Here is a 22,106-nt window from a genome sequence, read left to right as displayed (position 1 = left end):
CCATGGCCGACGATCCCCTGGTCCTCGGTGACCTGACCTTCTCCTCCCGGCTGATCATGGGCACGGGCGGGGCGCCGAGCCTGGACGTGCTGGAGCGGGCGCTGGTCGCCTCCGGTACGGAACTCACCACGGTCGCGATGCGCCGGGTGGACCCCTCCGTGCACGGCTCGGTGCTGTCGGTGCTGGAGAAGCTCGGCATCCGGGTGCTGCCGAACACGGCCGGCTGTTTCACCGCCGGCGAGGCCGTGCTGACCGCCCGGCTGGCCCGGGAGGCGCTGGGCACGGACCTGGTGAAGCTGGAGGTCATCGCCGACGAGCGGACGCTGCTGCCGGATCCGGTGGAGCTGCTGGAGGCGGCGGAGACGCTGGTCGACGACGGGTTCACGGTGCTGCCGTACACGAACGACGATCCGGTGCTCGCGCGCAAGCTTCAGGACGTGGGGTGCGCCGCGGTCATGCCGCTGGGGTCGCCGATCGGGTCCGGGCTGGGGATCCGCAACCCCCACAACTTCCAGCTGATCGTGGAGCACGCGCGTGTGCCGGTGATTCTCGACGCCGGGGCCGGTACGGCGTCGGACGTGGCGCTGGCGATGGAGCTGGGGTGTGCGGGGGTGATGCTCGCCTCCGCGGTGACCCGGGCCCAGGAGCCGGAACTGATGGCTTCCGCCATGAAGCTCGCGGTGGAGGGGGGCCGGCTGGCCCGGCTGGCCGGGCGGATTCCCCGTAGGTATCTCGCCGAGGCGTCGTCTCCTGCGGAGGGCCTGGCCGTGCTGGACCCCGAGCGTCCCGCGTTCTGAACCGGTGCCGTGGTTCCGGGCCGGGACGTCGTGGGTGCGTCACAGGTCGGCTGCAGTGCTGGTGGAAAGCGGTCTCGGCGCGGGAACTGTCGGTGCCCCCTCGTAGACTCCCCTCTCGTGGATACGACCCTTCAGGACCCCCTCGTCGGGCAGGTGCTCGACGGCCGGTACCGCGTCGACGCGCGGATCGCGGCCGGTGGGATGGCCACGGTGTACCGGTCCCTGGACACCCGCCTGGACCGCGTGCTCGCGCTGAAGGTGATGCACCCGGCGCTCGCGGCCGACGGGACGTTCGTCGAGCGGTTCATCCGGGAGGCGAAGTCCGTCGCCCGGCTCGACCACCCCAACGTGGTGCAGGTCTTCGACCAGGGGACCGACGGGTCGTACGTCTACCTGGCGATGGAGTACATCGCCGGCTGCACCCTGCGGGACGTGCTGCGCGAACGGGGCGCGGTGCAGCCGCGGGCCGCGCTGGACATCCTGGAGCCGGTCCTCGCCGCGCTCGGTGCCGCGCACCGGGCCGGGTTCGTGCACCGCGACATGAAGCCCGAGAACGTGCTGATAGGCGACGACGGCCGGGTCAAGGTCGCCGACTTCGGGCTGGTGCGCTCCGTCGACACGGTGACCAGCACGACGGGTGCCGTGCTCGGGACCGTCTCCTATCTCGCGCCGGAGCAGATCGAGCAGGGCACCACCGATCCGCGCGTAGACGTGTACGCGTGCGGTGTGGTCCTGTACGAGATGCTGACGGGCGCCAAGCCGCACTCCGGGGACTCCCCGGCCCAGGTGCTCTACAAGCACCTCCACGAGGACGTGCCGCCGCCCTCGGCGCTCGTGCCCGGCCTGCCGTACCAGCTGGACGAGCTGGTCGCGTCGGCCACCGGGCGCACCCCGGAGATCCGGCCGCACGACGCCGTGGCCCTGCTCGCCCAGGTGCGCGAGGCCCGCCTGTCGCTGACCGACGAGCAGCTGGACGCGCTGCCGCCGCAGGCGCTGACCGCGGAGCACGACAACGCCGAGGACCGCACGAGCGTGATCCCGCGCGCGCTCACCTCCCCCACGCTCGACTTCGCTCGCGCGGGGGGACCCCCATCCCGCCCGCTACCCGTCGATGAAGACGCGGACGCCCCTGTGGACGGCATCGACCGCACCGCCCGGTTCCAGAGCCCGCCCGTGCCGCCCCGCAGGCGCCCGGCACGGCCCCCGCGCGCGGTGCTGGCGGTGATCGCGGCCGTGCTGGTGGTGTTCGGCGTGGGCGCCGGGGTCTGGTACATCAACTCCGGCCAGTTCACCAAGGTGCCGCCGCTGCTGGCGAAGACGGAGGCGCAGGCGAGGGAGCGGCTGAAGGCGGCCGGGCTGGACGTCGGGCAGGTCAAGCGCGCGTACAGCGACACGGTCGAGCGCGGCACGGTGATCGGCAGCGACCCGGCGCCCGGCGCGCGGATCCGGGACCACGACTCGGTGACGCTGACCGTGTCGCTGGGACCGCAGACGGTGAACGTGCCGAACGTGGCGGGGCAGTCGCTCGCGAAGGCGCGGGCGCGGCTGAAGGCGGACGGCCTGGAGCCGGGCATGGTCACCCGCGCGTTCAGCGAGGACGTCCCCAGGGGCTCGGTGATCGGTACGACGCCTCAGGCGGGCACCGAGCGGCACGCGGGCTCGGCGATCGCGCTGATCGTCAGCAAGGGCAGCCCGATCGACGTGCCGGACGTCACCGGCGACGACCTGGCCAGCGCCGAGCAGGAGCTGACGGACGCCGGGCTGAAGGTGAGGGTGGCCGAGGAGCGGATCAACTCCGACTACGACAAGGGCGAGGTCGCCGCGCAGAACCCGGGCGAGGGTCGCCGGGCGGCCGAGGGCGACACGGTGACGCTGACGCTGTCCAAGGGCCCGGAGATGGTCGAGGTCCCGGACGTGGTCGGCGACAGTGTGGACGACGCCCACGAGGCCCTGGAGGGTGCCGGCTTCGAGGTGGACGAGGACCGGGGGCTGCTCGGCCTGTTCGGCGACACCGTGAAGAAGCAGTCGGTGGAGGGCGGCGACAAGGCGCCCAAGGGGTCGACGATCAAGATCACCATCCGGTGACCGGTCTCACCGGGGAGCGCGGTCCGGGCGCGGCGGCGGACATGACACCCTGAACGGGTGAGTCCCGTTCAGTCCCCCCTCCCCCGCAACCCGGTCGGCAGCCATGTGCCCGTGGCCGGTGGCCTGCACTCCGTCGGGCTGTCGTACGCCCGTGACCTGAAGGCCGAGACCGTGCAGGTCTTCGTCGCCAATCCGCGCGGCTGGGCCACGCCCGCCGGGAACCCGCGGCAGGACGAGGCGTTCCGCGCGGCATGCGCCGAGGAGTCGGTCCCGGTGTACGTGCACGCGCCGTACCTGATCAACTTCGGTTCGCACACCGAGGCGACCGTGGAGCGGTCGGTGGAGTCGCTGCGGCACTCGCTGCGGCGCGGGCGGGAGATCGGCGCGCTGGGTGTCGTGGTGCACACCGGAAGCGCCACCGGCGGGCGGACGCGGGAGGTGGCGCTGAAGCAGGTGCGCGCGCGTCTGCTGCCGCTGCTGGAGGAGCTGACCCACGACGACGACCCGTTCCTGCTGCTGGAGTCGACCGCCGGGCAGGGCGCCTCGCTGTGCTCGCGGACCTGGGACTTCGGGCCGTACTTCGAGGCGCTGGACGCGCATCCGAAGCTGGGCGTGTGCCTGGACACGTGCCACGTCTTCGCCGCCGGGCACGACCTGACCGGGCCGGCCGGCATGCATCAGACCCTGGACCTGCTGGTGGACACCGTCGGCCCGGGCCGGCTGAAGCTGATCCACGCCAACGACTCCAAGGATGTGGTGGGCGCCCACAAGGACCGGCACGAGAACATCGGCGCCGGCCACATCGGGGAGGACCCGTTCCGGGCGCTGATGACCCACCCCGCGACCGAGGGCGTACCGCTGATCATCGAGACGCCCGGCGGCAAGGAGGGGCACGCGGCGGACGTGGAGCGGCTGAAGAATCTCCGCGGGAACTGACCGTTGGGGAATACCCCTAGGGGGTATATGGTTCCTGTCAGGCGCAGGAGCCATCACCTGACATGGGGGCAGTCATGCGGCACGAGGCGCACGCAGCGCACGCACACCACCACGGGCACACCGGCACGGACCACCAGCGACAGCACCACGCACCCGCAGCCACCTGGGCCATGGCCGCCCAGGCCACCCTGCACTGCCTCACCGGCTGCGCCATCGGCGAGGTGCTCGGCATGGTCGTCGGCACGGCCTTCGGCTGGGGCAACCTGCCGACCATGGTGCTGGCGATCGTCCTGGCCTTCGTCTTCGGCTACTCGCTCACCCTGCGCGGGGTCCTGCGGGCCGGCGTCGACTTCCGTACGGCCTTCCGGGTGGCGCTGGCCGCGGACACCCTGTCCATCGCCGTGATGGAGCTGATGGACAACGGGGTGATCCTGGTCTGGCCGTCCGCGATGGACGCCACGCTGGGCGACGCGCTGTTCTGGGTCTCGCTCGCGGTCTCGTTCGTGATCGCCTTCGCGGTGACCGCCCCGGTCAACAAGTGGATGATCGGCCGGGGCAAGGGGCACGCGGTGGTGCACCGGTACCACCACTGAGCCGGCCGGGAATCACAGCTCGGGGCCGTCCCCGGGCTCCTCCTGGTAGGAGTAGCGCTGCTCCTTCCAGGGATCGCCGATGTTGTGGTAGCCGCGCTCCTCCCAGAAGCCGCGGCGGTCGGCGGTCATGTACTCCACACCCCGGACCCATTTCGGTCCCTTCCAGGCGTAGAGGTGGGGCACGATCAGCCGGACCGGGAAACCGTGCTCGGCGGTGAGCAGCTCGCCGTCCTTGTGGGTGGCGAAGATCGTGCGGTCGGAGACGAAGTCCGTCAGGCGCAGGTTCGAGCTGAAGCCGTACTCCGCCCAGACCATCACATGGGTGACGTCCGGCGCCGGCGGGGCCAGGTCCACGAGGGCGCGGGCCGGGATGCCGCCCCACTCCGCGCCGACCATGCTGAACTTCGTCACGCAGTGCAGATCGGCCACCACCGTGGTGTACGGCAGGGCCGTGAACTCCTCGTGGTTCCAGGTGTGCTTGTCACCGTCGGCGGTGGCGCCGAAGACGCGGAACTCCCAGCGCTCGGGCCGGAACTTCGGGACCGGCCCGTAGTGCGTGACCGGCCAGCCGCGCTGGAGCCGCTGACCCGGCGGAAGCTCGGACCCTGCCGCTGCCCCAGACTCTCGCTCCACCGGATGACCCATGTATCCATCCTGACAGACCTCGGGCAGTGCCCCTGACCACCCACAACCAAACCGGGCAATTACCATCAACTCAGGACGTACTTACTAAGTGCGTACTTACTGGACGATCTTCCTCACCGGTGCAATCATGCGGCGCTATCGGCCGGGTCCACCTGGAAGGAGTCCACAGCGATGCAAGGCGACCCCGAGGTCATCGAACTGCTCAACGAACAGCTGACCGCCGAGCTGACCGCGATCAACCAGTACTTCCTGCACGCCAAGCTCCAGGACCACAAGGGGTGGACGAAGCTCGCCCGGTACACGCGGGCGGAGTCGTTCGACGAGATGCGGCACGCCGAGGTCCTCACCGACCGCATCCTGCTCCTCGACGGCCTGCCCAACTACCAGCGGCTCTTCCATGTGCGGGTCGGGCAGACGGTGACCGAGATGTTCCAGGCCGACCGGCAGATCGAGGTCGAGGCCATCGACCGGCTGCGCCGGGGCATCCAGGTGATGCGCGAGAAGGACGACATCACGTCGGCGAACGTCTTCGAGGCGATCCTGGCCGACGAGGAGCACCACATCGACTACCTGGACACCCAGCTGGAGCTGGTGGACAAGCTGGGCGAGGCGCTCTACCTGGCGACCGTCATCGAGCAGAGCCAGCCCGACTCCTCGGGCACGGGCGGCTTCACCACCCACTGAGCCCGCGGAGACGCGGACGCTAGGCGGCGTCGTCCAGCGGTACGAGGGCCGGGGCGCGCTGGTCGATCAGTTCCCGGCGGGGGCAGGCGCCACGGCCGAGCAGCGCCTGGATGCGCCGGACGCAGCCGCCGCAGTCGGTGCCCGCCTTGCAGGCCGAGGCTATCTGGCGCGGGGTGCAGGCGCCGTTCTCCGCGTGCTGCTTGACCTGGTCCTCGGTGACACCGAAGCAGCTGCAGACGTACACGCGGATTCACCTCCCGACGGGATCGCTCTTTCTGCCATCCCCATTTCCGGTGAGGCAAACCTAACCTTACCCATCCCCCGGCGCCCGCAAAAGTGGCAGGGGCGCGGATCGGATGTGATCCGCGCCCCAAGACGGCGGCTACCGGTCCCGGGTCACTGGTCCCGGTACATCTCGGCCACCAGGAACGCCAGGTCCAGCGACTGGCTGCGGTTCAGCCGCGGGTCGCAGGCCGTCTCGTAGCGCTGGTGCAGATCGTCCACGAAGATCTCGTCGCCGCCGCCCACGCACTCGGTGACGTCGTCGCCGGTCAGCTCCACGTGGATGCCGCCCGGGTGGGTGCCGAGCGCCTTGTGGACCTCGAAGAAGCCCTTGACCTCGTCGAGCACGTCGTCGAAGCGGCGGGTCTTGTGCCCGGAGGCCGCCTCGAAGGTGTTGCCGTGCATCGGGTCGGTCACCCAGGCCACCGTCGCACCGGACGCCGTGACCTTCTCGACCAGCTCGGGGAGCTTGTCGCGGATCTTGCCGGCGCCCATGCGGACGATGAAGGTCAGCCGGCCCGGCTCCCGCTCGGGGTCGAGGCGGTCGATGTACTGCAGGGCCTCCTCGGCCGTGGTGGCCGGGCCGAGCTTGATGCCGATCGGGTTGCGGATCCTCGAGGCGAACTCGATGTGCGCGTGGTCGAGCTGACGGGTGCGCTCGCCGATCCACACCATGTGCGCCGAGACGTCGTACAGCTTGCCGGTGCGGGAGTCGACCCGGGTCAGGGCGGACTCGTAGTCCAGCAGCAGCGCCTCGTGCGAGGCGTAGAACTCGACGGTCTTGAACTCCTCCGGGTCGGTGCCGCAGGCCCGCATGAAGTTGAGCGCGTTGTCAATCTCGCGCGCGAGCTGCTCGTAGCGCTGGCCCGACGGCGAGGTCCGCACGAAGTCCTGGTTCCAGGCGTGCACCTGGCGCAGGTCGGCGTAACCGCCGGTGGTGAAGGCACGCACCAGGTTCAGCGTCGAGGCCGACGCGTGGTACATGCGCTTCAGCCGCTCCGGGTCCGGGATGCGGCTGGCCTCGGTGAAGTCGAAACCGTTGACGGAGTCGCCCCGGTACACCGGGAGCGTCACGCCGTCGCGGGTCTCGGTCGGCTTGGAGCGGGGCTTGGAGTACTGGCCCGCGATCCGGCCGACCTTCACCACGGGCACGGAGGCCGCGTAGGTGAGGACGGCACCCATCTGGAGCAGCGTCTTGAGCTTGTTGCGGATGTGATCGGCGGACACCGCGTCGAAGGCCTCGGCGCAGTCGCCGCCCTGGAGGAGGAACGCCTCACCCTTGGCGACGGCCGCCATCCGGGCGCGCAGCTGGTCGCACTCGCCCGCGAAGACGAGCGGCGGATACGACTCCAGCTCCGCGATCACTGCGCGCAGAGCCTCGGGGTCGGGGTACTCGGGCTGCTGCGCCGCGGGCAGGTCTCGCCAGGTGTTGCCAGCGCTCGGGCTGGTCTTAGCGTTCACGGTCACGACCCCAACATTACGGGGTGATGTCGCGGCGTCCCGCCGGTGCTCAGCTTGTGAGACACCGCGGACACAGTGCGGACCTGCGATAGGCTGCGTCGCATGTTCGCGATTTCGACCCAGAACTGGTGGTGGACCGCTTCTCCGGCGGCCCACTGATCGCGCGCACCCAGAACTTCGCGAAGGCCGCCCGAGGGGCGGCCTTCGGTGTGTCCGGGGTCGTTCCTCTCCGTCAGACGATCGAGAAGGAACCCGACCCGTGGACCTCAAGGACCTGCTGTCCGATCCCCGCCCCTTCGCCCTGCTCCGCCGCCGCACCCCGGGCCACGACGAGCAGCTGGTGGAGGTGCTGCTCGGCCCGGTGACCAGCCGGGACCGGCTCGCCGACCTTCCCGACGAGGGTCTCGCCCTGATCCCGTTCCGGCAGATCCGTGAGCGCGGCTTCGACGTCCGCGACGACGGCACCCCGCTGCTGGTGCTGACCCCGCAGGAGACGCACACGCTGCCCCTGGACGAGGCCCTCGCCCAGCTCCCCGCGCACGACGTGCGGGTCGAGGGCGGCGGCTTCGACGTGGGCGACGAGGAGTACGCGCAGACCGTCGGGCGGGTGCTGCGCGAGGAGATCGGCCGGGGCGAGGGCGCGAACTTCGTGATCCGGCGCACCTACGAGGGCGAGATCCCCGGCTTCGGCCGCGCGGACGCGCTCGCGCTGTTCCGGCGGCTGCTGGAGGGCGAGCGGGGCGCGTACTGGACGTTCGTGGTGCACACCGGGGACCGGACGCTGGTGGGGGCGAGTCCGGAGGTGCACGTCCGGATGAGCGGCGGGACCGTCGTGATGAACCCGATCAGCGGGACGTACCGCTATCCCGCTGAAGGTCCGACCCCCGAGCACCTGCTCGGCTTCCTCGCCGACGGCAAGGAGACCGAGGAGCTGTCGATGGTCGTCGACGAGGAGCTCAAGATGATGTGCACCGTCGGCGACATGGGCGGGGTCGTCGTCGGCCCGCGGCTGAAGGAGATGGCGCACCTCGCGCACACCGAGTACGAGCTGCGCGGGAAGTCCTCCCTGGACGTGCGGGACGTGCTGCGGGAGACCATGTTCGCGGCGACGGTGACCGGGTCGCCGGTGCAGAACGCGTGCCGGGTGATCGAGCGGTACGAGCCCCTCGGACGGGACGGCGTCGGACGCGGGTACTACGCCGGGGCGCTCGCCCTGCTCGGGCGGGACTCCGGGGGCGCGCAGACCCTCGACTCCCCCATCCTGATCCGCACCGCCGACATCTCCGCCGACGGCCGGCTGCGCGTCCCGGTGGGGGCGACGCTGGTGCGCGGCTCCGACCCAGCGGGCGAGGTCGCGGAGACCCACGCGAAGGCGGCGGGCGTGCTGGCCGCCCTCGGGGTACGGCCGTCCCGGCCCCGGGCGGAGCGGGAGCGGCCCCTGCTGGCCGACGACCCGCGGGTGCGGGCCGCACTGGACGGCCGCCGGGCCGGGCTCGCGCCGTTCTGGCTGCGGATGCAGGGGCGCGCGCCGGAGCCGGCCGGCCACGCGCTGGTGGTCGACGGGGAGGACACGTTCACGGCGATGCTGGCGCATGTGCTGCGCTCGGGCGGGCTGGGGGTGACGGTACGGCGGTACGACGAGCCGGGGCTGCGGGCGGCGGTGCTCGCGCACGAGGGGCCGGTGGTGCTGGGCCCCGGCCCGGGCGACCCGCGCGACGGGGCCGACCCGAAGATGCGGTTCCTGCGGGAACTCGCGGCCACCGTGATCCGCGAGCACCGGCACGGGGTGCTGGGCGTCTGCCTGGGGCATGAGCTGATCGCGGCCGAACTGGGCCTGGACCTCGTCCGCAAGGAGGTGCCGTACCAGGGGGCGCAGACGGAGATCGACCTGTTCGGGCGGCCGGAGACGGTCGGCTTCTACAACAGCTTCGTCGCGCGCTGCGACGAGGCGGCGGCCCGCGAACTGGCGGCGCACGGCGTCGAGGTGAGCCGCGCGGCGAACGGCGAGGTGCACGCCCTGCGGGGGTCCGGCTTCGCGGGCGTGCAGTTCCACCCGGAGTCGGTACTGAGTCTGAACGGCGCGGCGGTCGTACGGGAGCTGATCGGTCAGCTGCGCCGCACGACCGTGTAGCCCGCCGGAGCTGCCGTCAGCCGAAGAACACCCCGATCTCCCGGTACAGCTTCGGGTCCACCGTCTTCAGCCGGGCCGTCGCCTCGGCGAGGGGGACGCGGACGATGTCGGTGGCGCGCAGGGCGACCATCGTGCCGAAGTCGCCGTCGTGGACGCAGTCGATGGCGTGCAGACCGAAGCGGGTGGCGAGCCAGCGGTCGAAGGCGCTCGGGGTGCCGCCGCGCTGGACGTGCCCGAGAACCGTCGTACGGGCCTCCTTCCCGGTGCGCTTCTCGATCTCCTTGGCCAGCCACTCGCCCACCCCGGACAGCCGGACGTGCCCGAAGGAGTCCAGCGACTGGTCCTTCAGGACCATGTCGCCGTCCTTCGGCACGGCGCCCTCGGCGACGACCACGATCGGCGCGTACGACGCCCGGAACCGGGAGGTCACCCAGTCGCAGACCTGGTCGGTGTCGAAGCGCTGCTCGGGGATGAGGATGACGTTGGCGCCGCCGGCCAGGCCCGAGTGCAGGGCGATCCAGCCGGCGTGCCGGCCCATCACCTCCACGACGAGGACCCGCATATGGGACTCGGCGGTGGTGTGCAGCCGGTCGATGGCCTCGGTCGCGATGTTGACGGCGGTGTCGAAGCCGAAGGTGTAGTCGGTGGCCGCCAGGTCGTTGTCTATCGTCTTCGGCACCCCGACGCAGGGCACCCCGTACTCGCCGGACAGCCGCGCGGCGACGCCCAGGGTGTCCTCGCCGCCGATCACAATGAGGGCCTGGACGTCCAGCTTGGCCAGGTTGCCCTTGATCCGGCGGATGCCGTCGTCCGCCTTGAGGGGGTTGGTCCGCGAGGAGCCGAGGATGGTGCCGCCGCGGGGCAGGATGCCGCGCACCGCGGGGATGTCGAGACGGACGGTGCCGCCCTCCAGGGGGCCCCGCCAGCCGTCCCGGAAGCCGACGAAGTCATAGCCGTACTCCTGCACGCCCTTGCGGACGATGCCCCGGATGACGGCGTTGAGCCCGGGGCAGTCGCCGCCCCCGGTCAGTACTCCGACCCGCATGGAAATGTCCCTTCGCAGCGGTTCCCTGACACCCGGTCACGCTAATGGTGATTCAGGTCACATCGGGAGAGGCGGGAAGGGTGATTCCGGCGCATGGCCGGAAGCGGATGGCGCCGGTCCTACTCCTCGTCCAGGCCGCGCTCGATCGCGTACCGCACCAGCTCCACCCTGTTGTGCAGCTGGAGCTTGCCGAGGGTGTTCTGCACGTGGTTCTGCACCGTGCGGTGGGAGATGACGAGGCGTTCGGCGATCTGCTTGTAGCTCAGGCCCTTCGCCACCAGCCGCAGCACCTCCGTCTCCCGCTCCGTCAGCCGGGGCGCGCCCGGCTCGTCGGCGTCCGGCGCGGGCGCGGGCTCGGCGGCCAGCCGCCGGTACTCGCCGAGGACCAGCCCGGCGAGGCCCGGCGTGAACACCGGGTCGCCGACGGCGGTACGGCGCACCGCGTCCAGCAGTTCCCCGGTGGAGGCCGACTTCAGCAGATAGCCGGTCGCGCCGGACTTCACGGCCTCCAGCACGTCCGCGTGCTCGCCGCTCGCCGAGAGGACGAGGACGCGCAACGCCGGGTTGTGGGCGACGAGTTCCTTGCACACCTGGACACCGGGCTTGGCGGGCAGGTTGAGGTCCAGCACGAGGACGTCGGGGGCGGCGGCCTTGGCGCGGCGGACCGCCTGCTCGCCGTCGCCGGCGGTCGCGACCACCTCGAAGCCGGACTCGGCCAGGTCACGGGCGACCGCGTCACGCCACATCGGGTGGTCGTCCACCACCATGACCTTGATCGGGTCCTGCTGTGTCATCGCTGCTCCGCCTTCTTCCCCCGCGCCCGCACGGCGCCCTTCGGTACCTTCAGTTCCACTTCCGTGCCCTGCCCGGGGACGGAGACGATCTCGGCGCTGCCGCCGAGGTCGCGCAGCCGGCCCCGGATCGACTGGGCCACCCCGAGCCGGCCCTCGCCCTCGGCCTGCGCCAGCCTGCCCTCGGGGATGCCGGGGCCGTCGTCCCGGACGGTGACGACGATCTCGTCCGGCTCGTCCTCCACCAGGATCCAGGCCCGGGCCTCCGGTCCCGCGTGCAGGCGCACGTTGTCCAGGGCGGCCCCGACCGCGGCGGCCACCTCGCGGGCCGCGGCCGACGGCAGCAGCACCGGGGCGCCGGGCTCGGCGAGGCTGACCCGGGCGCACGCGTACCGGGCGAGCAGGGAGCGCAGGTCGACCGGGCCTGCCGTGTCGTCCTCGTCGGGCTCCTCCACCACGCGGACCACGGCGCCGGCCGTCAGGTCCTCCGAGACCCGGGACACCGGGACCAGGCCGCCCGACACCAGTGTGCGCAGGGCCACCTCCTGCTCCCCGGCCAGCCGGCCCAGCTCGGCCGCCTCGCCGCCGAGGGCCGCGCCCCGGCGCTTCACCATCGCCAGCACCTGGAGCACGCCGTCGTGGATGTCCCGGGCCAGCCGCTCCCGCTCCCGGGTGGCGGCCTCGATCTCCAGCGCGCGGGCGAGGGTGCGCTCGGATGCGCGGGCCACCTCCACGACGTAGCCGATGGCGATGGCGGCGACCCAGACGAGGATCACGTTGTGCACGGTGTCCCGGGCGGGGTGGCCGCGCTCGACCAGGTTGACGGCGGCCACGGCCGTGGAGGCGACGGCCGCCCAGCGCCAGCCGCCCTTGAGGGCGAAGGCCAGCACCGCGCCCGCCGTCCATATCGACGGCAGGGTGGGGCCGCCGCCCGCGATCCGCTCGTGGCTGTCGGCCACCGGGGTGAGCAGGATGCCGACGAGGGCGACGGTCAGGTCGGCGGCCAGGAAGCGCCGGGTGCAGCTCGCCGCGCCCGCCACCTTGGGCAGGGTGGCGAGGGTCCACACGGCCAGGACGGCGTAGTAGGCGACGGCGACCCAGGGCCGCCTGAAGTGGTCGTACGCGGTGGCGCACAGGCCGATCGCGTACAGCATGGTCAGGACGCGGTAGCCGGCGAGCGCGCGCCACAGCGGCAGCTCGACCGACATGCGCATGACGCGCTCACGTTTGGGCATGTCCCCCGGTTCCCCCCGGCTCCCCCTCGTGCCCCTGTCTAGGACTCGGCCTGCTTCCTACCCGCCTTCTCCGCCTCCTTGGCCGCCTTCGCCGCCTTCTCGGCCTTCTCCGCCTCCTTGGCCGCCTTCGCCGCCTCCGCGATCTGCCGCTTGGCGGCGGTCGCGTAGATGTCGACGTACTCCTGGCCGGAGAGCTTCATGATCTCGTACATGACCTCGTCGGTCAGCGCGCGCAGCACGAACCGGTCGTGCTCCATGCCCTGGTACCGGCTGAAGTCCAGGGGCTTGCCTATGCGGATGCCGGGCCGCATCAGCTTCGGCACGACCTTGCCGGGCGGCTGGATCTTCTCCGTGTCGATCATGGCCACGGGGATGACCGGCGCACCGGTGGCGAGGGCCACGCGCGCGAGGCCGCCGGGCTTGCCCCGGTACAGCCGCCCGTCGGGCGAGCGGGTGCCCTCCGGGTAGATGCCGAAGAGTTCGCCGCGCTCCAGCACCTCTATGCCGCTCTTGATCGCCGCCTCACCGGCGCCGCGCGCCCCGGAGCGGTCCACCGGGAGCTGGCCGACGCCCTTGAAGAAGGCCGCCGTGAGCCGGCCCTTCACGCCCGGAGTGGTGAAGTACTCCGCCTTGGCGATGAAGGTGACCTTGCGGTCCAGCACGGCCGGCAGGAAGAACGAGTCCGAGAAGGACAGGTGATTGCTGGCCAGGATGGCCGGGCCCGTGGCCGGAACGTTCTCCAGGCCCTCCACCCAGGGCCTGAAGGCAACCTTCAGCGGCCCCCCGATGGCGACCTTCATCGTGCCGTACAACACCCGTGTGCCTCCTGTTTCCGTCGGAGAGACCTTAACCCGGAGCACCGACAATGGGCCCGACGACCCTGGTCGGTGTCAGTGCGGTCGCGTACGGTGAAGCACATGCCAGTTCTCCCCGGAGCCGAGCCGTACCGCCACGAGGGCGGGGAGGTGGGGGTTCTCCTCTGCCACGGCTTCACCGGCTCGCCCCAGTCGCTGCGCCCCTGGGCGGAGCACCACGCGGCCCACGGCCTGACCGTGTCCCTGCCGCTGCTGCCCGGCCACGGCACCCGCTGGGAGGACATGCAGCTCACGACCTGGCAGGACTGGTACGCGCAGGTGGACCGCGAACTGCGGCTGCTCGCCGAGCGCTGCTCCCGGGTGTTCGTCGCGGGCCTGTCGATGGGCGGGGCGCTGGCCCTGAGGCTCGCGGCCCGGCACGGCGAGCGGGTCACGGGCGTGGTGGTCGTCAACCCGGCCAACAAGGTGCACGGCCTGTCGGCGTACGCCCTTCCGGTGGCCCGGCATCTGGTGCGGACGACGAAGGGCATCGCCAGCGACATCGCGAAGGAGGGCGCGGCGGAGCTGGGCTACGACCGGGTGCCGCTGCACGCGGCGCACTCGCTGCGGGTGTTCCTGCGCCGGCTGGACGGCGAGCTGCCCCAGGTCACCCAGCCGTTGCTGCTGCTGCGCAGCGCCCAGGACCATGTCGTCCCGGCGGCCGACTCGGCGCGGGTGCTGAGCCGGGTGTCGGCCACGGACGTCACGGAGATCGTGCTGGAACACAGCTACCACGTCGCGACGTTGGACAGGGACGCGGACCGGATCTTCGAGGAGAGCCTCGCCTTCATCGGCCGGCTCGCACGCAGTGTCGGCAAGGAAGGGACGGCCGCAGTTGGCTGAGCACGACTCCGACCGTGAGGACCGCGAGGGCCGCGAGGACCGCGAGGACCAGGGCGGCCACGAGGCCCACGAGCCGGACCGGCAGGAAGTGCCGTTCGACGAGGACGCCGCCTGGCGCGCCATCGTCGCCGGGTACGGCGAGGAGCCGCCGGACCCGCCGGGCTCCCGGCCCTTCAAGCCCGTCGAGGATCTCGCGCTGCTGGAGAAGAACGCGGTGAAGGACCAGGAGAGCGAGTCCCGCGGCGACCCGGAGGACTCCGCGGGCCGGCAGCCCGCCCGGCCGCTGGGCGGCTCGGTCTCCTTCGCGCCCGGCATCGGCCCGCGGGACTACACGGCGCCCGAGCCGTCCGACGACGACTTCGACGAGGACGACGAGGGCCACTTCGTGCCGCCGGAGCCGCCCCCGCTGCCGACCGCGGACACGACCGCCCGGTTCGCCTGGCTCGGCGTGGTCGGCGGCCCGCTGCTGGTCCTGCTGGCCGTGCTGCTCGGCTGGGACATGACCTGGTGGCTGACGACCCTCGGCATCGGCGGGTTCCTCGGCGGCTTCGTGACGCTGGTGACGCGGATGCGGACGGACGACGAGGAGGACGACGACCCGGGGCGCGGCGCGGTGGTCTGAGCCGGCTCAGGCCGGGATTCTGAGGGCGGCGAGGACCGGGAGGTGGTCCGTGGCCGCCCTGAGGTCCGCCTCGCGCACCCCCGGCTGGTCCAGGGGCACCCCGCAGCCCAGCACCTCGATGCCCTTGGTCGCGAAGATCGCGTCGATGCGCTGGTGGGGGTCGGCCGGCGTGGAGGTGAACTCGCCGCCCCAGGGAGCGGTCGTACGGCAGTCCTGGAGCGTCTCGGCGAGCCTGCGGAAGGTGGGGCCGTCGGGGCCCTCGTTGAGGTCGCCGCCCGCGACGACGTGCTCGGCACCGAGTCCGGCGAGGCGGTCGAGGAGCAGGCCGCCCTGGTCGTGCCGCTCGTCCCGCTGGAGCGAGAGATGGCAGCTGAGCACGCCGAGGCGGGCGCCGCCGAAGCGGACCACCGCCGTGGCGAAGCCGCGTCGGTGGAGGCCGGGGGTGAGGGGGAGGAGGACGTCCTCCGTGCGTTCGACGGTGGCGCGGAGGGAGCACAGGATCGCCGGTCCCGCCGCCGTGGCGCCGCCGGTGAGGATGACCTGGCCGGAGGCCGCCGCGAGCCGCGCCAGCTTCTTGCGCCAGCGGAAGAAGCGGGGGGCCTCCTGGACGAGGACCAGATCGGGGGCGCAGGCGGTGATCACCCTGGCGAGGGCGGCGGTGTCGTCGCGCATCGAGCGGATGTTGTAGCTCAGGACCCTGATGACCGCGGAACCGTTGGGCTCCGTGCGGGAGTTGGGGAGCAGCTCCATGTGGATCAATGTACGCCCACCGGGTCGGGGCGCGAGGTGCGTGGGCGACTGCCGCGGCTTCGTGGCTGGTCGCGCCGTTCCCCGCGCCCCTTCGGGCGCTACATGATCGGGTCGGGCTCCCGGGCCAGGTCCGCCGCGCCCACCAGGCCCGCCTTGTTGCCCAGCTGGGCCGCGATCACGTCGGCGACCGGGCGCCAGTTGCCGCCGACCAGCCAGCGCTTGTAGGACTTGCGGATGGGGTCGAGGACCAGCTCGCCCTCGTCGGACAGGCCGCCGCCGACGATGAACGCGGACGGGTCGAAGAGGGAGGCCAGGTCGGCGAGGCCGGCGCCGGCCCAGCGGGCCAGCTCGCGGTAGGAGTCGACGGCGACGGGGTCGCCCTGGCGGGCGGCCATGGAGATGTGCTTGCCCTCGATGCCCTCCGGGGTGCCGTCGCCCAGTGAGAGCAGCAGCTCGGCGTTCTCCGGGGTGGCGTTGGCGCGCTGCTTGGCGTAGCGGACCAGGGCGCGGCCGGAGGCGTACTGCTCCCAGCAGCCCTGCGAGCCGCAGCCGCACAGCAGACCGTCCGGCACCATCCGGATGTGGCCGAACTCGGCGGCCACGCCGAAGTGGCCGCGGCGCAGCTTGTTGCCGATGATGATGCCGCCGCCGAGGCCGGTGCCGAGCGTGATGCAGATGACGTTGCGGTGGCCCTTGCCGGCGCCGAACTTGTACTCGCCCCAGGCGGCGGCGTTGGCGTCGTTCTCGACCACCACCGGCAGGCCGGTGCGCGCCTCGACCTTCTCCTTGAGCGGCTCGTTGCGCCAGTCGATGTTCGGCGCGAAGTACACCGTGGAGCGCTGCCGGTTGACGTAACCGGCCGCGCCGATACCCACGCCGACGATCTCGTGCCCGGCGCGCGCGCCCTCCACCGCCGAGGCGATGGCGTCCACGATGGCCTCGGGCGTGGTGGGGGTCGGCACCTTGAAGGTCGAGAGGATGTTGCCTTCCTCGTCGACCACGCCGGCCGCGATCTTCGTGCCGCCGATGTCGACGCCGATGGTGAGTCCCATGAATCCCTCAGTTTCGGTCGAGCCCCGCTACGGCCAACCGTACCCGAGGCCCTGCCGTGCGAGGGTTTCAGTCCAGGTCGATGCGTTCCCCTGGGCCGGTGCCCTCGCCCGGGTCGCGCGGGTCCCGCCGGTCCCGCGCCGGGTCGGCCGGGCCGGCGGTCCAGCGTCGCTCCTGGGCCTGGACGGCGGAGCGGTAGGCGGCGAGCAGTTCGCCGCCGGCCGCGGCCAGGTGGTCGAAGACGTCCGGGTTGCGGTCTATGACGGGCTCGACGGCGGCCTTCGCCTGCTGGACGACCTGCCGCACCACCTGCTGGGCGGCGGGTCCGGCGAGGCCGCCGAGGAGCGGTGACTGAAGGCCGGCCAGCTTGTCGGCCACCGTGTCCACGAGCTTCTTCAGTTCCTCGGCCGCCGAGCCCGGCGGCGGGCCGTGCTCGGCGCGGCGGCGGGCCTGCTCGGCGGCGAAGTCCTCGGCGGCGGCCGTGGCCCAGGCGTCGGCGTCGGTCGCCTTCGCCGGCTCCTGAGGGGAAGGGTCGGGTGCGGGACGCTCTTCGCTCATGGCGGCTCCTGACTACGGTTCGCCTTTACGACGTTACCCGAACGGGCGTATCCGTTCACCGTCCGGCGGCGGGCCACAGATCCGGGTCCGGGGCGAACCGGACGCGCAGCTCGCCGTCGCGCAGTCCGGCGCCGGCGACGGTGCAGCGGCGCAGGGCGGAGGGCAGCGGAACGATCCGGCGGAACGGGCCCGCGGTGATCAGGAGTTCGTCGCCGCGCCGGATGAGGTCCAGCTCGTCCCGTATCGCGCCGGGCAGCGGGAGGTGCCAGACCAGCACGCCGTCCTCGGCGAGCCGGTCCGTGACAGGCCACCCGACCGGGGTGGTCGCCGGGTTGACGCCGGGCACGGCGAGGGCGGTGAGGTCGTCCGGGCCGTGCGGGTCGCGGCCGAGGTGCGGGACGGGGTGGACGTCGTACGACTCCTGCCAGTCGGCGAGCGTCTTGCGCTGCTGGGCCAGCAGCGAGGCCGGCCAGCCGTCGGTGGTCTCGGGCAGGGTGCGGTTGGCGATCAGGGACTCGGTGCGCAGGGCGCGCAGGGCCAGGCCGAGGGTGGCGGTGCGGACGGCGTCGGCGCCGGCCGGGCCGGGTTCGGCGACCAGGCGTACGGCGGTGTTCCGGTCGGTCAGGACGGTCTCGACGGCGGCCAGCTCGACGTCCCAGCGGGCCGCCGTCTCGTACAGCCAGTCGGCGGGCATGGGGACGCCGGCGAGCCTGCCGAGGACCGGGCGCAGGGCGCGGGCGGCCTGCCGTTCGGGCGGCAGGAGGCGGCGCAGGTAGCGGCGCAGTTCCTCGGGCAGGGCGAGCAGGGCGAGGGCCTGCGGGAGGGGCGGCAGGTCGACGACGAGGAGGTCGTAGCGCTCGGACAGGGCCGCGTCCCGCAGCGCGCGCAGGAAGGACAGTTCCTCCGCGCCGGGCAGCGGGGTGACCTCCTCGGCGTCCAGGCGGGCGGCGCCGAGGAGGTCGAGGACGTTCGCGGCGCGGGTCTGGAAGGCGGTGAGGTCCTGGCGGAAGCGTTCGGCGGCGTCGGGCCGCCAGGCGCTGAGGTGCGGGGCGGTCTCGGTGGGGACCGGTCCTGTCGCGGTGCCCAGGGCCGTGCCGGGGGTGTCCGTGCGGTCGGCGCTCAGCAGGAGGGTGCGGTGGCCCTCGCGGGCGGCTTCGAGCGCGGTGGCGGCGGCCACGGTCGTACGACCGCTGCCGCCGGGGCCCGTGATCAGGATGGTGCGCATGACGGTGAACGGTACCGTCGTACGCGGGACGTAAACGGAGGTGTCTACTTCTCCCCCGACTCGACCCTCTTCTTCAGACCCGCCAGCGCCCGGTCGATGATGACCTTCTCCGCCTTGCGCTTGATCATGCCCAGCATGGGGATCTTGACGTCGACCGTGAGCTGGTAGGTGACCTCGGTGGCATCCGCGCCGGCCGGCTTCAGGAGGTAGGAGCCGTCGAGGGAACGGAGCATCTGGGACTTGACGAGGGTCCAGGAGACCTCGTGTTCGCCGGTCCAGGTGTAGGCGAGGGTCTGGTCGTCCTTGATGGCGCCGGCGTCCATGACGAGGCGGACCTGCTCGGCGCGGCCCTGCTCGTCCGCGGCGAGGACCTCCGCCTCCTTCACCTCACCGGTCCAGTCCGGGTAGCGCGCGAAGTCGGCGATCACCGCCATGACGTCGGCCGGAGCCGCCTCGATCGTGATGCTCGAACTGGTGTGTTCCGCCATCGCCGTGGCTCCTCCAGATGCGGGCCGGGTGGGAGAGGTTCGTGTGCGCCGGGCTGCGCACGTGTGTGCAGCGTGAAGGCTACCGCGCCGCCGGCCCGCCGCCTTCACCACGCCTGCCGGGCCTCACCATTCGAGTGCCCACGGCGTGCCGGTCCCGGCGAAGTGCCCCACGTTCACGCACTCGGTGGCGCCGATCCGCATCCGGCGCGCCAGCGGCTGGTGCACGTGCCCGAACAGCGCGTACCGCGGCCGGGTGCGGCGGATGGCGTCCAGCAGGGCCCGGCTGCCCCGCTCGAAGCGGCGGGCCACGGTGTCGTAGACCAGTTCGGGCACCTCCGGCGGGATGTGGGTGCACAGGACGTCGACCTCGCCGACGGCCTCGATCTTCGCCGCGTACTCCTCGTCGCTGATCTCGTACGGGGTCCGCATCGGGGTGCGCAGGCCGCCGCCGACGAAACCGAAGGTCCACCCGCCGATCTCCGCCCGCCGGCCGTCGAGGACCGTGGTGCCGGGCCGGGCGTACTCCGGCCAGAGCGCCGGCATGTCGACATTTCCGTAGGTGGCGTAGGTGGGGGTGGGGAACGCGGCGAACAGCTCGGCGTACTGCTTGCGCACGGCCTTCTCGATGGCCGTGGCCGGGTCGGCGCCGATCCCGGCCCACAGCCGGGCGCCGAACGCGCGGGCCTCCTCGAAGCGGCGGGCGGTGCGCAGCTCGACGATGCGGTCGGCGTTCTCCTTGCCGAACAGGTCCGGGAAGATCCCGCGTGAGTGGTCGGCGTAGTCGAGGAAGAGGACGAGGTCGCCGAGGCAGATCAGGGCGTCGGCACCGTCGCCGGCCCGGGCCAGGTCCCGGGCGTTGCCGTGCACGTCACTGACCACATGGACGCGGGTCCGCCGGGGGCCGGAACGTGTGGATGCCATGGCGATCAAGCGTAGGCGTGTGCGGTCCAGGTGAACAGTGCCGGGCCGGCCTGCGGTTACTCGCCGGTCGGTTCGGCCGTGGACTACTGTGCGCGAAGGAACGCCCACGTGTGTGACGCAGCGAACATCTCGCCGGGACCCCCTGTCGTAGACGCCATACCGGCGGGTAACGTCCGGGCAGTCCAGTCGTGCTCAGGATTTCAACATGTGAATCCTCATGTTGTTCCGGAGCACTTGCCCGAGCCTTGGACCGCACCGTCGCATCGCACAACGTCGTGGCGCCGGCGCCCTATGAGGAGCAGCAGTCTTGCGCGAGTTCAGCCTTCCGGCTCTGTACGAGGTCCCCGCGGACGGGAATCTGACCGACATCGTCCGCAGAAACGCCGCGCAGCATCCCGACGTCGCCGTGATCGCCCGCAAGGTGGGCCATGCCTGGCAGGACGTGACCGCCCGGGAGTTCCTGGCCGAGGTGCGCACCGCCGCCAAGGGCCTCATCGCCTCCGGCGTGCAGCCGGGCGACCGGGTGGGTCTGATGTCGCGGACGCGGTACGAGTGGACGCTCCTGGACTTCGCGATCTGGAGCGCGGGCGCGATCACCGTGCCGGTGTACGAGACCAGTTCGCCGGAGCAGGTGCAGTGGATCCTGTCCGACTCGGGCGCGACCGCCTGCATCGTGGAACTGGACAACCACGTGGCGGCCGTGGAGGCGGTGCGCGAGTCGCTGCCCGCGCTGAAACACGTCTGGCAGATCGAGGCCGGGGGCGTCGCGGAGCTGGGCCGGCTCGGGCAGGACCTGTCGGACGCGACGGTGGAGGAGCGCAGCTCGCTCGCCAAGGCCGACGACCCGGCAACCATCGTCTACACCAGCGGCACCACCGGCCGCCCCAAGGGCTGCGTCCTCACCCACCGCAGCTTCTTCGCCGAGTGCGGGAACGTCGTGGAGCGGCTGCGTCCGCTGTTCCGCACCGGTGAGTGCTCCGTCCTGCTCTTCCTGCCGCTCGCGCACGTCTTCGGGCGGCTGGTGCAGGTGGCGCCGATGATGGCGCCGATCAAGCTGGGCTGCGTCCCGGACATCAAGAACCTCACCGACGAGCTGGCCGCCTTCCGGCCGACGCTGATCCTCGGTGTGCCGCGGGTCTTCGAGAAGGTCTACAACTCGGCCCGGGCCAAGGCACAGGCGGACGGCAAGGGCGCGATCTTCGACAAGGCGACGGACACGGCGATCGCCTACAGCAAGGCGCTGGACAGCCCGTCGGGTCCGTCGTTCGGCCTCAAGCTCAAGCACAAGGTCTTCGACAAGCTCGTCTACAGCAAGCTGCGCGCGGTCCTGGGCGGCCGGGGCGAGTACGCCATCTCCGGCGGTGCCCCCCTCGGCGAGCGGCTCGGGCACTTCTTCCGGGGCATCGGCTTCACGGTGCTGGAGGGCTACGGCCTGACCGAGTCCTGTGCGGCGACCGCGTTCAACCCGTGGGACCGGCAGAAGATCGGCACGGTCGGGCAGCCGCTGCCCGGCTCGGTGGTGCGGATCGCGGACGACGGCGAGGTGCTGCTGCACGGCGAGCACCTGTTCAAGGAGTACTGGAACAACCCCGGCGCGACGGCGGAGGCGCTGGCCGACGGCTGGTTCCACACCGGTGACATCGGCACCCTCGACGAGGACGGCTATCTGAGGATCACCGGCCGGAAGAAGGAGATCATCGTCACGGCGGGCGGCAAGAACGTGGCCCCGGCGGTGATCGAGGACCGGATCCGGGCGCACGCGCTGGTCGCGGAGTGCATGGTGGTGGGCGACGGGCGGCCGTTCGTGGGCGCGCTGGTCACCCTCGACGAGGAGTTCCTGGGCCGCTGGTGCGCCGAGCACGGCAAGCCGGCGGGTTCCACCGCGGCGTCGCTGAAGGACGACCCGGATCTGCTCGCGGCGATCCAGGCGGCCGTGGACGACGGCAACGCCGCGGTGTCGAAGGCGGAATCGGTGCGGAAGTTCCGCATTCTGTCCTCCCAGTTCACGGAGGAGTCGGGCCACCTCACCCCGTCGCTGAAGCTCAAGCGGAACGTGGTGGCGAAGGACTACTCGGACGAGATCGAGGCGATCTACGCCAAGTAGCCTCCC

Annotated in this window: 23 protein-coding genes; 10 read left to right on the top strand and 13 right to left on the bottom strand. The window is 72.0% G+C overall.

Features of this window, described 5'->3' with window-relative positions:
- Positions 1 to 2 precede the first annotated feature (2 nt).
- The 4 genes from AB0L21_RS00220 to AB0L21_RS00205 all read left to right on the top strand — a co-directional run bounded on the left by AB0L21_RS00220 (position 3) and on the right by AB0L21_RS00205 (position 4,411).
- The gene (locus AB0L21_RS00220) at positions 3 to 797 is read left to right on the top strand and encodes a thiazole synthase (RefSeq protein ID WP_365698640.1); all 795 of its coding nucleotides are present in this window, start codon (positions 3 to 5) and stop codon (positions 795 to 797) included.
- A 117-nt stretch (positions 798 to 914) separates the two neighbouring features.
- Positions 915 to 2,882, top strand: a complete 1,968-nt coding sequence (gene pknB, locus AB0L21_RS00215) for a Stk1 family PASTA domain-containing Ser/Thr kinase (protein WP_365781329.1) — start codon at positions 915 to 917, stop codon at positions 2,880 to 2,882.
- A gap of 57 nt (positions 2,883 to 2,939) precedes the next feature.
- A complete protein-coding gene (locus AB0L21_RS00210; protein WP_365781327.1) occupies positions 2,940 to 3,818 on the top strand; it encodes a deoxyribonuclease IV in 879 nt (292 codons plus the stop codon).
- A 74-nt stretch (positions 3,819 to 3,892) separates the two neighbouring features.
- The gene (locus AB0L21_RS00205; RefSeq protein ID WP_365781641.1) at positions 3,893 to 4,411 is read left to right on the top strand and encodes a DUF4396 domain-containing protein; all 519 of its coding nucleotides are present in this window, start codon (positions 3,893 to 3,895) and stop codon (positions 4,409 to 4,411) included.
- 12 nt (positions 4,412 to 4,423) lie between these two features.
- Here AB0L21_RS00205 and AB0L21_RS00200 read toward each other — a convergent pair whose 3' ends face one another.
- Positions 4,424 to 5,056, bottom strand: coding sequence for a sulfite oxidase-like oxidoreductase (locus AB0L21_RS00200; protein WP_365698637.1), 633 nt, complete (start codon positions 5,054 to 5,056; stop codon positions 4,424 to 4,426).
- A gap of 171 nt (positions 5,057 to 5,227) precedes the next feature.
- On the opposite strand from AB0L21_RS00200, the gene bfr reads away from it, so the two are divergent.
- Positions 5,228 to 5,740, top strand: coding sequence for a bacterioferritin (gene bfr / locus AB0L21_RS00195; protein ID WP_365781325.1), 513 nt, complete (start codon positions 5,228 to 5,230; stop codon positions 5,738 to 5,740).
- A 19-nt stretch (positions 5,741 to 5,759) separates the two neighbouring features.
- Here bfr and AB0L21_RS00190 read toward each other — a convergent pair whose 3' ends face one another.
- The gene (locus AB0L21_RS00190; RefSeq protein ID WP_030641969.1) at positions 5,760 to 5,984 is read right to left on the bottom strand and encodes a bacterioferritin-associated ferredoxin; all 225 of its coding nucleotides are present in this window, start codon (positions 5,982 to 5,984) and stop codon (positions 5,760 to 5,762) included.
- 152 nt (positions 5,985 to 6,136) lie between these two features.
- Positions 6,137 to 7,489: a class II 3-deoxy-7-phosphoheptulonate synthase gene (locus AB0L21_RS00185; protein ID WP_365781321.1), complete on the bottom strand. Its 1,353-nt coding sequence runs from the start codon at positions 7,487 to 7,489 to the stop codon at positions 6,137 to 6,139.
- A 96-nt stretch (positions 7,490 to 7,585) separates the two neighbouring features.
- Here AB0L21_RS00185 and AB0L21_RS00180 point away from each other — a divergent pair, with 96 nt between their 5' ends.
- Positions 7,586 to 7,642 (top strand): trp operon leader peptide, encoded by a 57-nt coding sequence (locus tag AB0L21_RS00180; RefSeq protein ID WP_158712480.1) that lies wholly within the window; start codon positions 7,586 to 7,588, stop codon positions 7,640 to 7,642.
- Between the two features lie 100 nt (positions 7,643 to 7,742).
- On the top strand, positions 7,743 to 9,614 hold the full coding sequence (locus AB0L21_RS00175; protein ID WP_365781319.1) for an anthranilate synthase family protein: 1,872 nt from the start codon (positions 7,743 to 7,745) through the stop codon (positions 9,612 to 9,614).
- A 16-nt stretch (positions 9,615 to 9,630) separates the two neighbouring features.
- Here AB0L21_RS00175 and AB0L21_RS00170 read toward each other — a convergent pair whose 3' ends face one another.
- The 4 genes from AB0L21_RS00170 to AB0L21_RS00155 all read right to left on the bottom strand — a co-directional run bounded on the left by AB0L21_RS00170 (position 9,631) and on the right by AB0L21_RS00155 (position 13,485).
- The gene (locus AB0L21_RS00170) at positions 9,631 to 10,659 is read right to left on the bottom strand and encodes a 6-phosphofructokinase (RefSeq protein WP_365781317.1); all 1,029 of its coding nucleotides are present in this window, start codon (positions 10,657 to 10,659) and stop codon (positions 9,631 to 9,633) included.
- A 119-nt stretch (positions 10,660 to 10,778) separates the two neighbouring features.
- A complete protein-coding gene (locus AB0L21_RS00165) occupies positions 10,779 to 11,453 on the bottom strand; it encodes a response regulator transcription factor (protein ID WP_365698632.1) in 675 nt (224 codons plus the stop codon).
- Positions 11,450 to 12,685: a DUF5931 domain-containing protein gene (locus AB0L21_RS00160; protein ID WP_365698631.1), complete on the bottom strand. Its 1,236-nt coding sequence runs from the start codon at positions 12,683 to 12,685 to the stop codon at positions 11,450 to 11,452. The genes AB0L21_RS00165 and AB0L21_RS00160 overlap by 4 nt, the downstream gene beginning before the upstream one ends.
- A gap of 38 nt (positions 12,686 to 12,723) precedes the next feature.
- Positions 12,724 to 13,485, bottom strand: coding sequence for a lysophospholipid acyltransferase family protein (locus AB0L21_RS00155; protein ID WP_365781639.1), 762 nt, complete (start codon positions 13,483 to 13,485; stop codon positions 12,724 to 12,726).
- Between the two features lie 117 nt (positions 13,486 to 13,602).
- On the opposite strand from AB0L21_RS00155, the gene AB0L21_RS00150 reads away from it, so the two are divergent.
- Both AB0L21_RS00150 and AB0L21_RS00145 read left to right on the top strand, forming a co-directional pair.
- Positions 13,603 to 14,382: an alpha/beta fold hydrolase gene (locus AB0L21_RS00150; protein WP_365781315.1), complete on the top strand. Its 780-nt coding sequence runs from the start codon at positions 13,603 to 13,605 to the stop codon at positions 14,380 to 14,382.
- A complete protein-coding gene (locus AB0L21_RS00145) occupies positions 14,375 to 15,004 on the top strand; it encodes a hypothetical protein (RefSeq protein WP_365698628.1) in 630 nt (209 codons plus the stop codon). The genes AB0L21_RS00150 and AB0L21_RS00145 overlap by 8 nt, the downstream gene beginning before the upstream one ends.
- 6 nt (positions 15,005 to 15,010) lie before the next feature.
- On the opposite strand, the gene AB0L21_RS00140 is transcribed toward AB0L21_RS00145, so the two are convergent.
- From AB0L21_RS00140 to AB0L21_RS00115, 6 genes are all read right to left on the bottom strand, one after another.
- On the bottom strand, positions 15,011 to 15,754 hold the full coding sequence (locus tag AB0L21_RS00140; protein ID WP_365781313.1) for an endonuclease/exonuclease/phosphatase family protein: 744 nt from the start codon (positions 15,752 to 15,754) through the stop codon (positions 15,011 to 15,013).
- Positions 15,755 to 15,852: 98 nt separating this feature from the next.
- Positions 15,853 to 16,806: an ROK family glucokinase gene (locus tag AB0L21_RS00135; protein WP_365698626.1), complete on the bottom strand. Its 954-nt coding sequence runs from the start codon at positions 16,804 to 16,806 to the stop codon at positions 15,853 to 15,855.
- Between the two features lie 67 nt (positions 16,807 to 16,873).
- Complete coding sequence (locus tag AB0L21_RS00130; protein ID WP_365781311.1) at positions 16,874 to 17,362, bottom strand: DUF5304 domain-containing protein; 489 nt, start codon at positions 17,360 to 17,362, stop codon at positions 16,874 to 16,876.
- A gap of 55 nt (positions 17,363 to 17,417) precedes the next feature.
- On the bottom strand, positions 17,418 to 18,587 hold the full coding sequence (locus tag AB0L21_RS00125) for an ArsA-related P-loop ATPase (RefSeq protein WP_365781309.1): 1,170 nt from the start codon (positions 18,585 to 18,587) through the stop codon (positions 17,418 to 17,420).
- A gap of 44 nt (positions 18,588 to 18,631) precedes the next feature.
- A complete protein-coding gene (locus AB0L21_RS00120) occupies positions 18,632 to 19,075 on the bottom strand; it encodes an SRPBCC family protein (protein ID WP_365698623.1) in 444 nt (147 codons plus the stop codon).
- 123 nt (positions 19,076 to 19,198) lie between these two features.
- Positions 19,199 to 19,996: a metallophosphoesterase gene (locus AB0L21_RS00115; RefSeq protein WP_365698622.1), complete on the bottom strand. Its 798-nt coding sequence runs from the start codon at positions 19,994 to 19,996 to the stop codon at positions 19,199 to 19,201.
- A 307-nt stretch (positions 19,997 to 20,303) separates the two neighbouring features.
- Here AB0L21_RS00115 and AB0L21_RS00110 point away from each other — a divergent pair, with 307 nt between their 5' ends.
- Positions 20,304 to 22,100 (top strand): AMP-dependent synthetase/ligase, encoded by a 1,797-nt coding sequence (locus AB0L21_RS00110; RefSeq protein WP_365698621.1) that lies wholly within the window; start codon positions 20,304 to 20,306, stop codon positions 22,098 to 22,100.
- Positions 22,101 to 22,106 lie beyond the last annotated feature (6 nt).

It is taken from the genome of Streptomyces sp. NPDC052721 (assembly GCF_040678315.1).
GTDB lineage: Bacteria > Actinomycetota > Actinomycetes > Streptomycetales > Streptomycetaceae > Streptomyces.
This window is presented reverse-complemented; position numbering and strand designations above follow the sequence as displayed.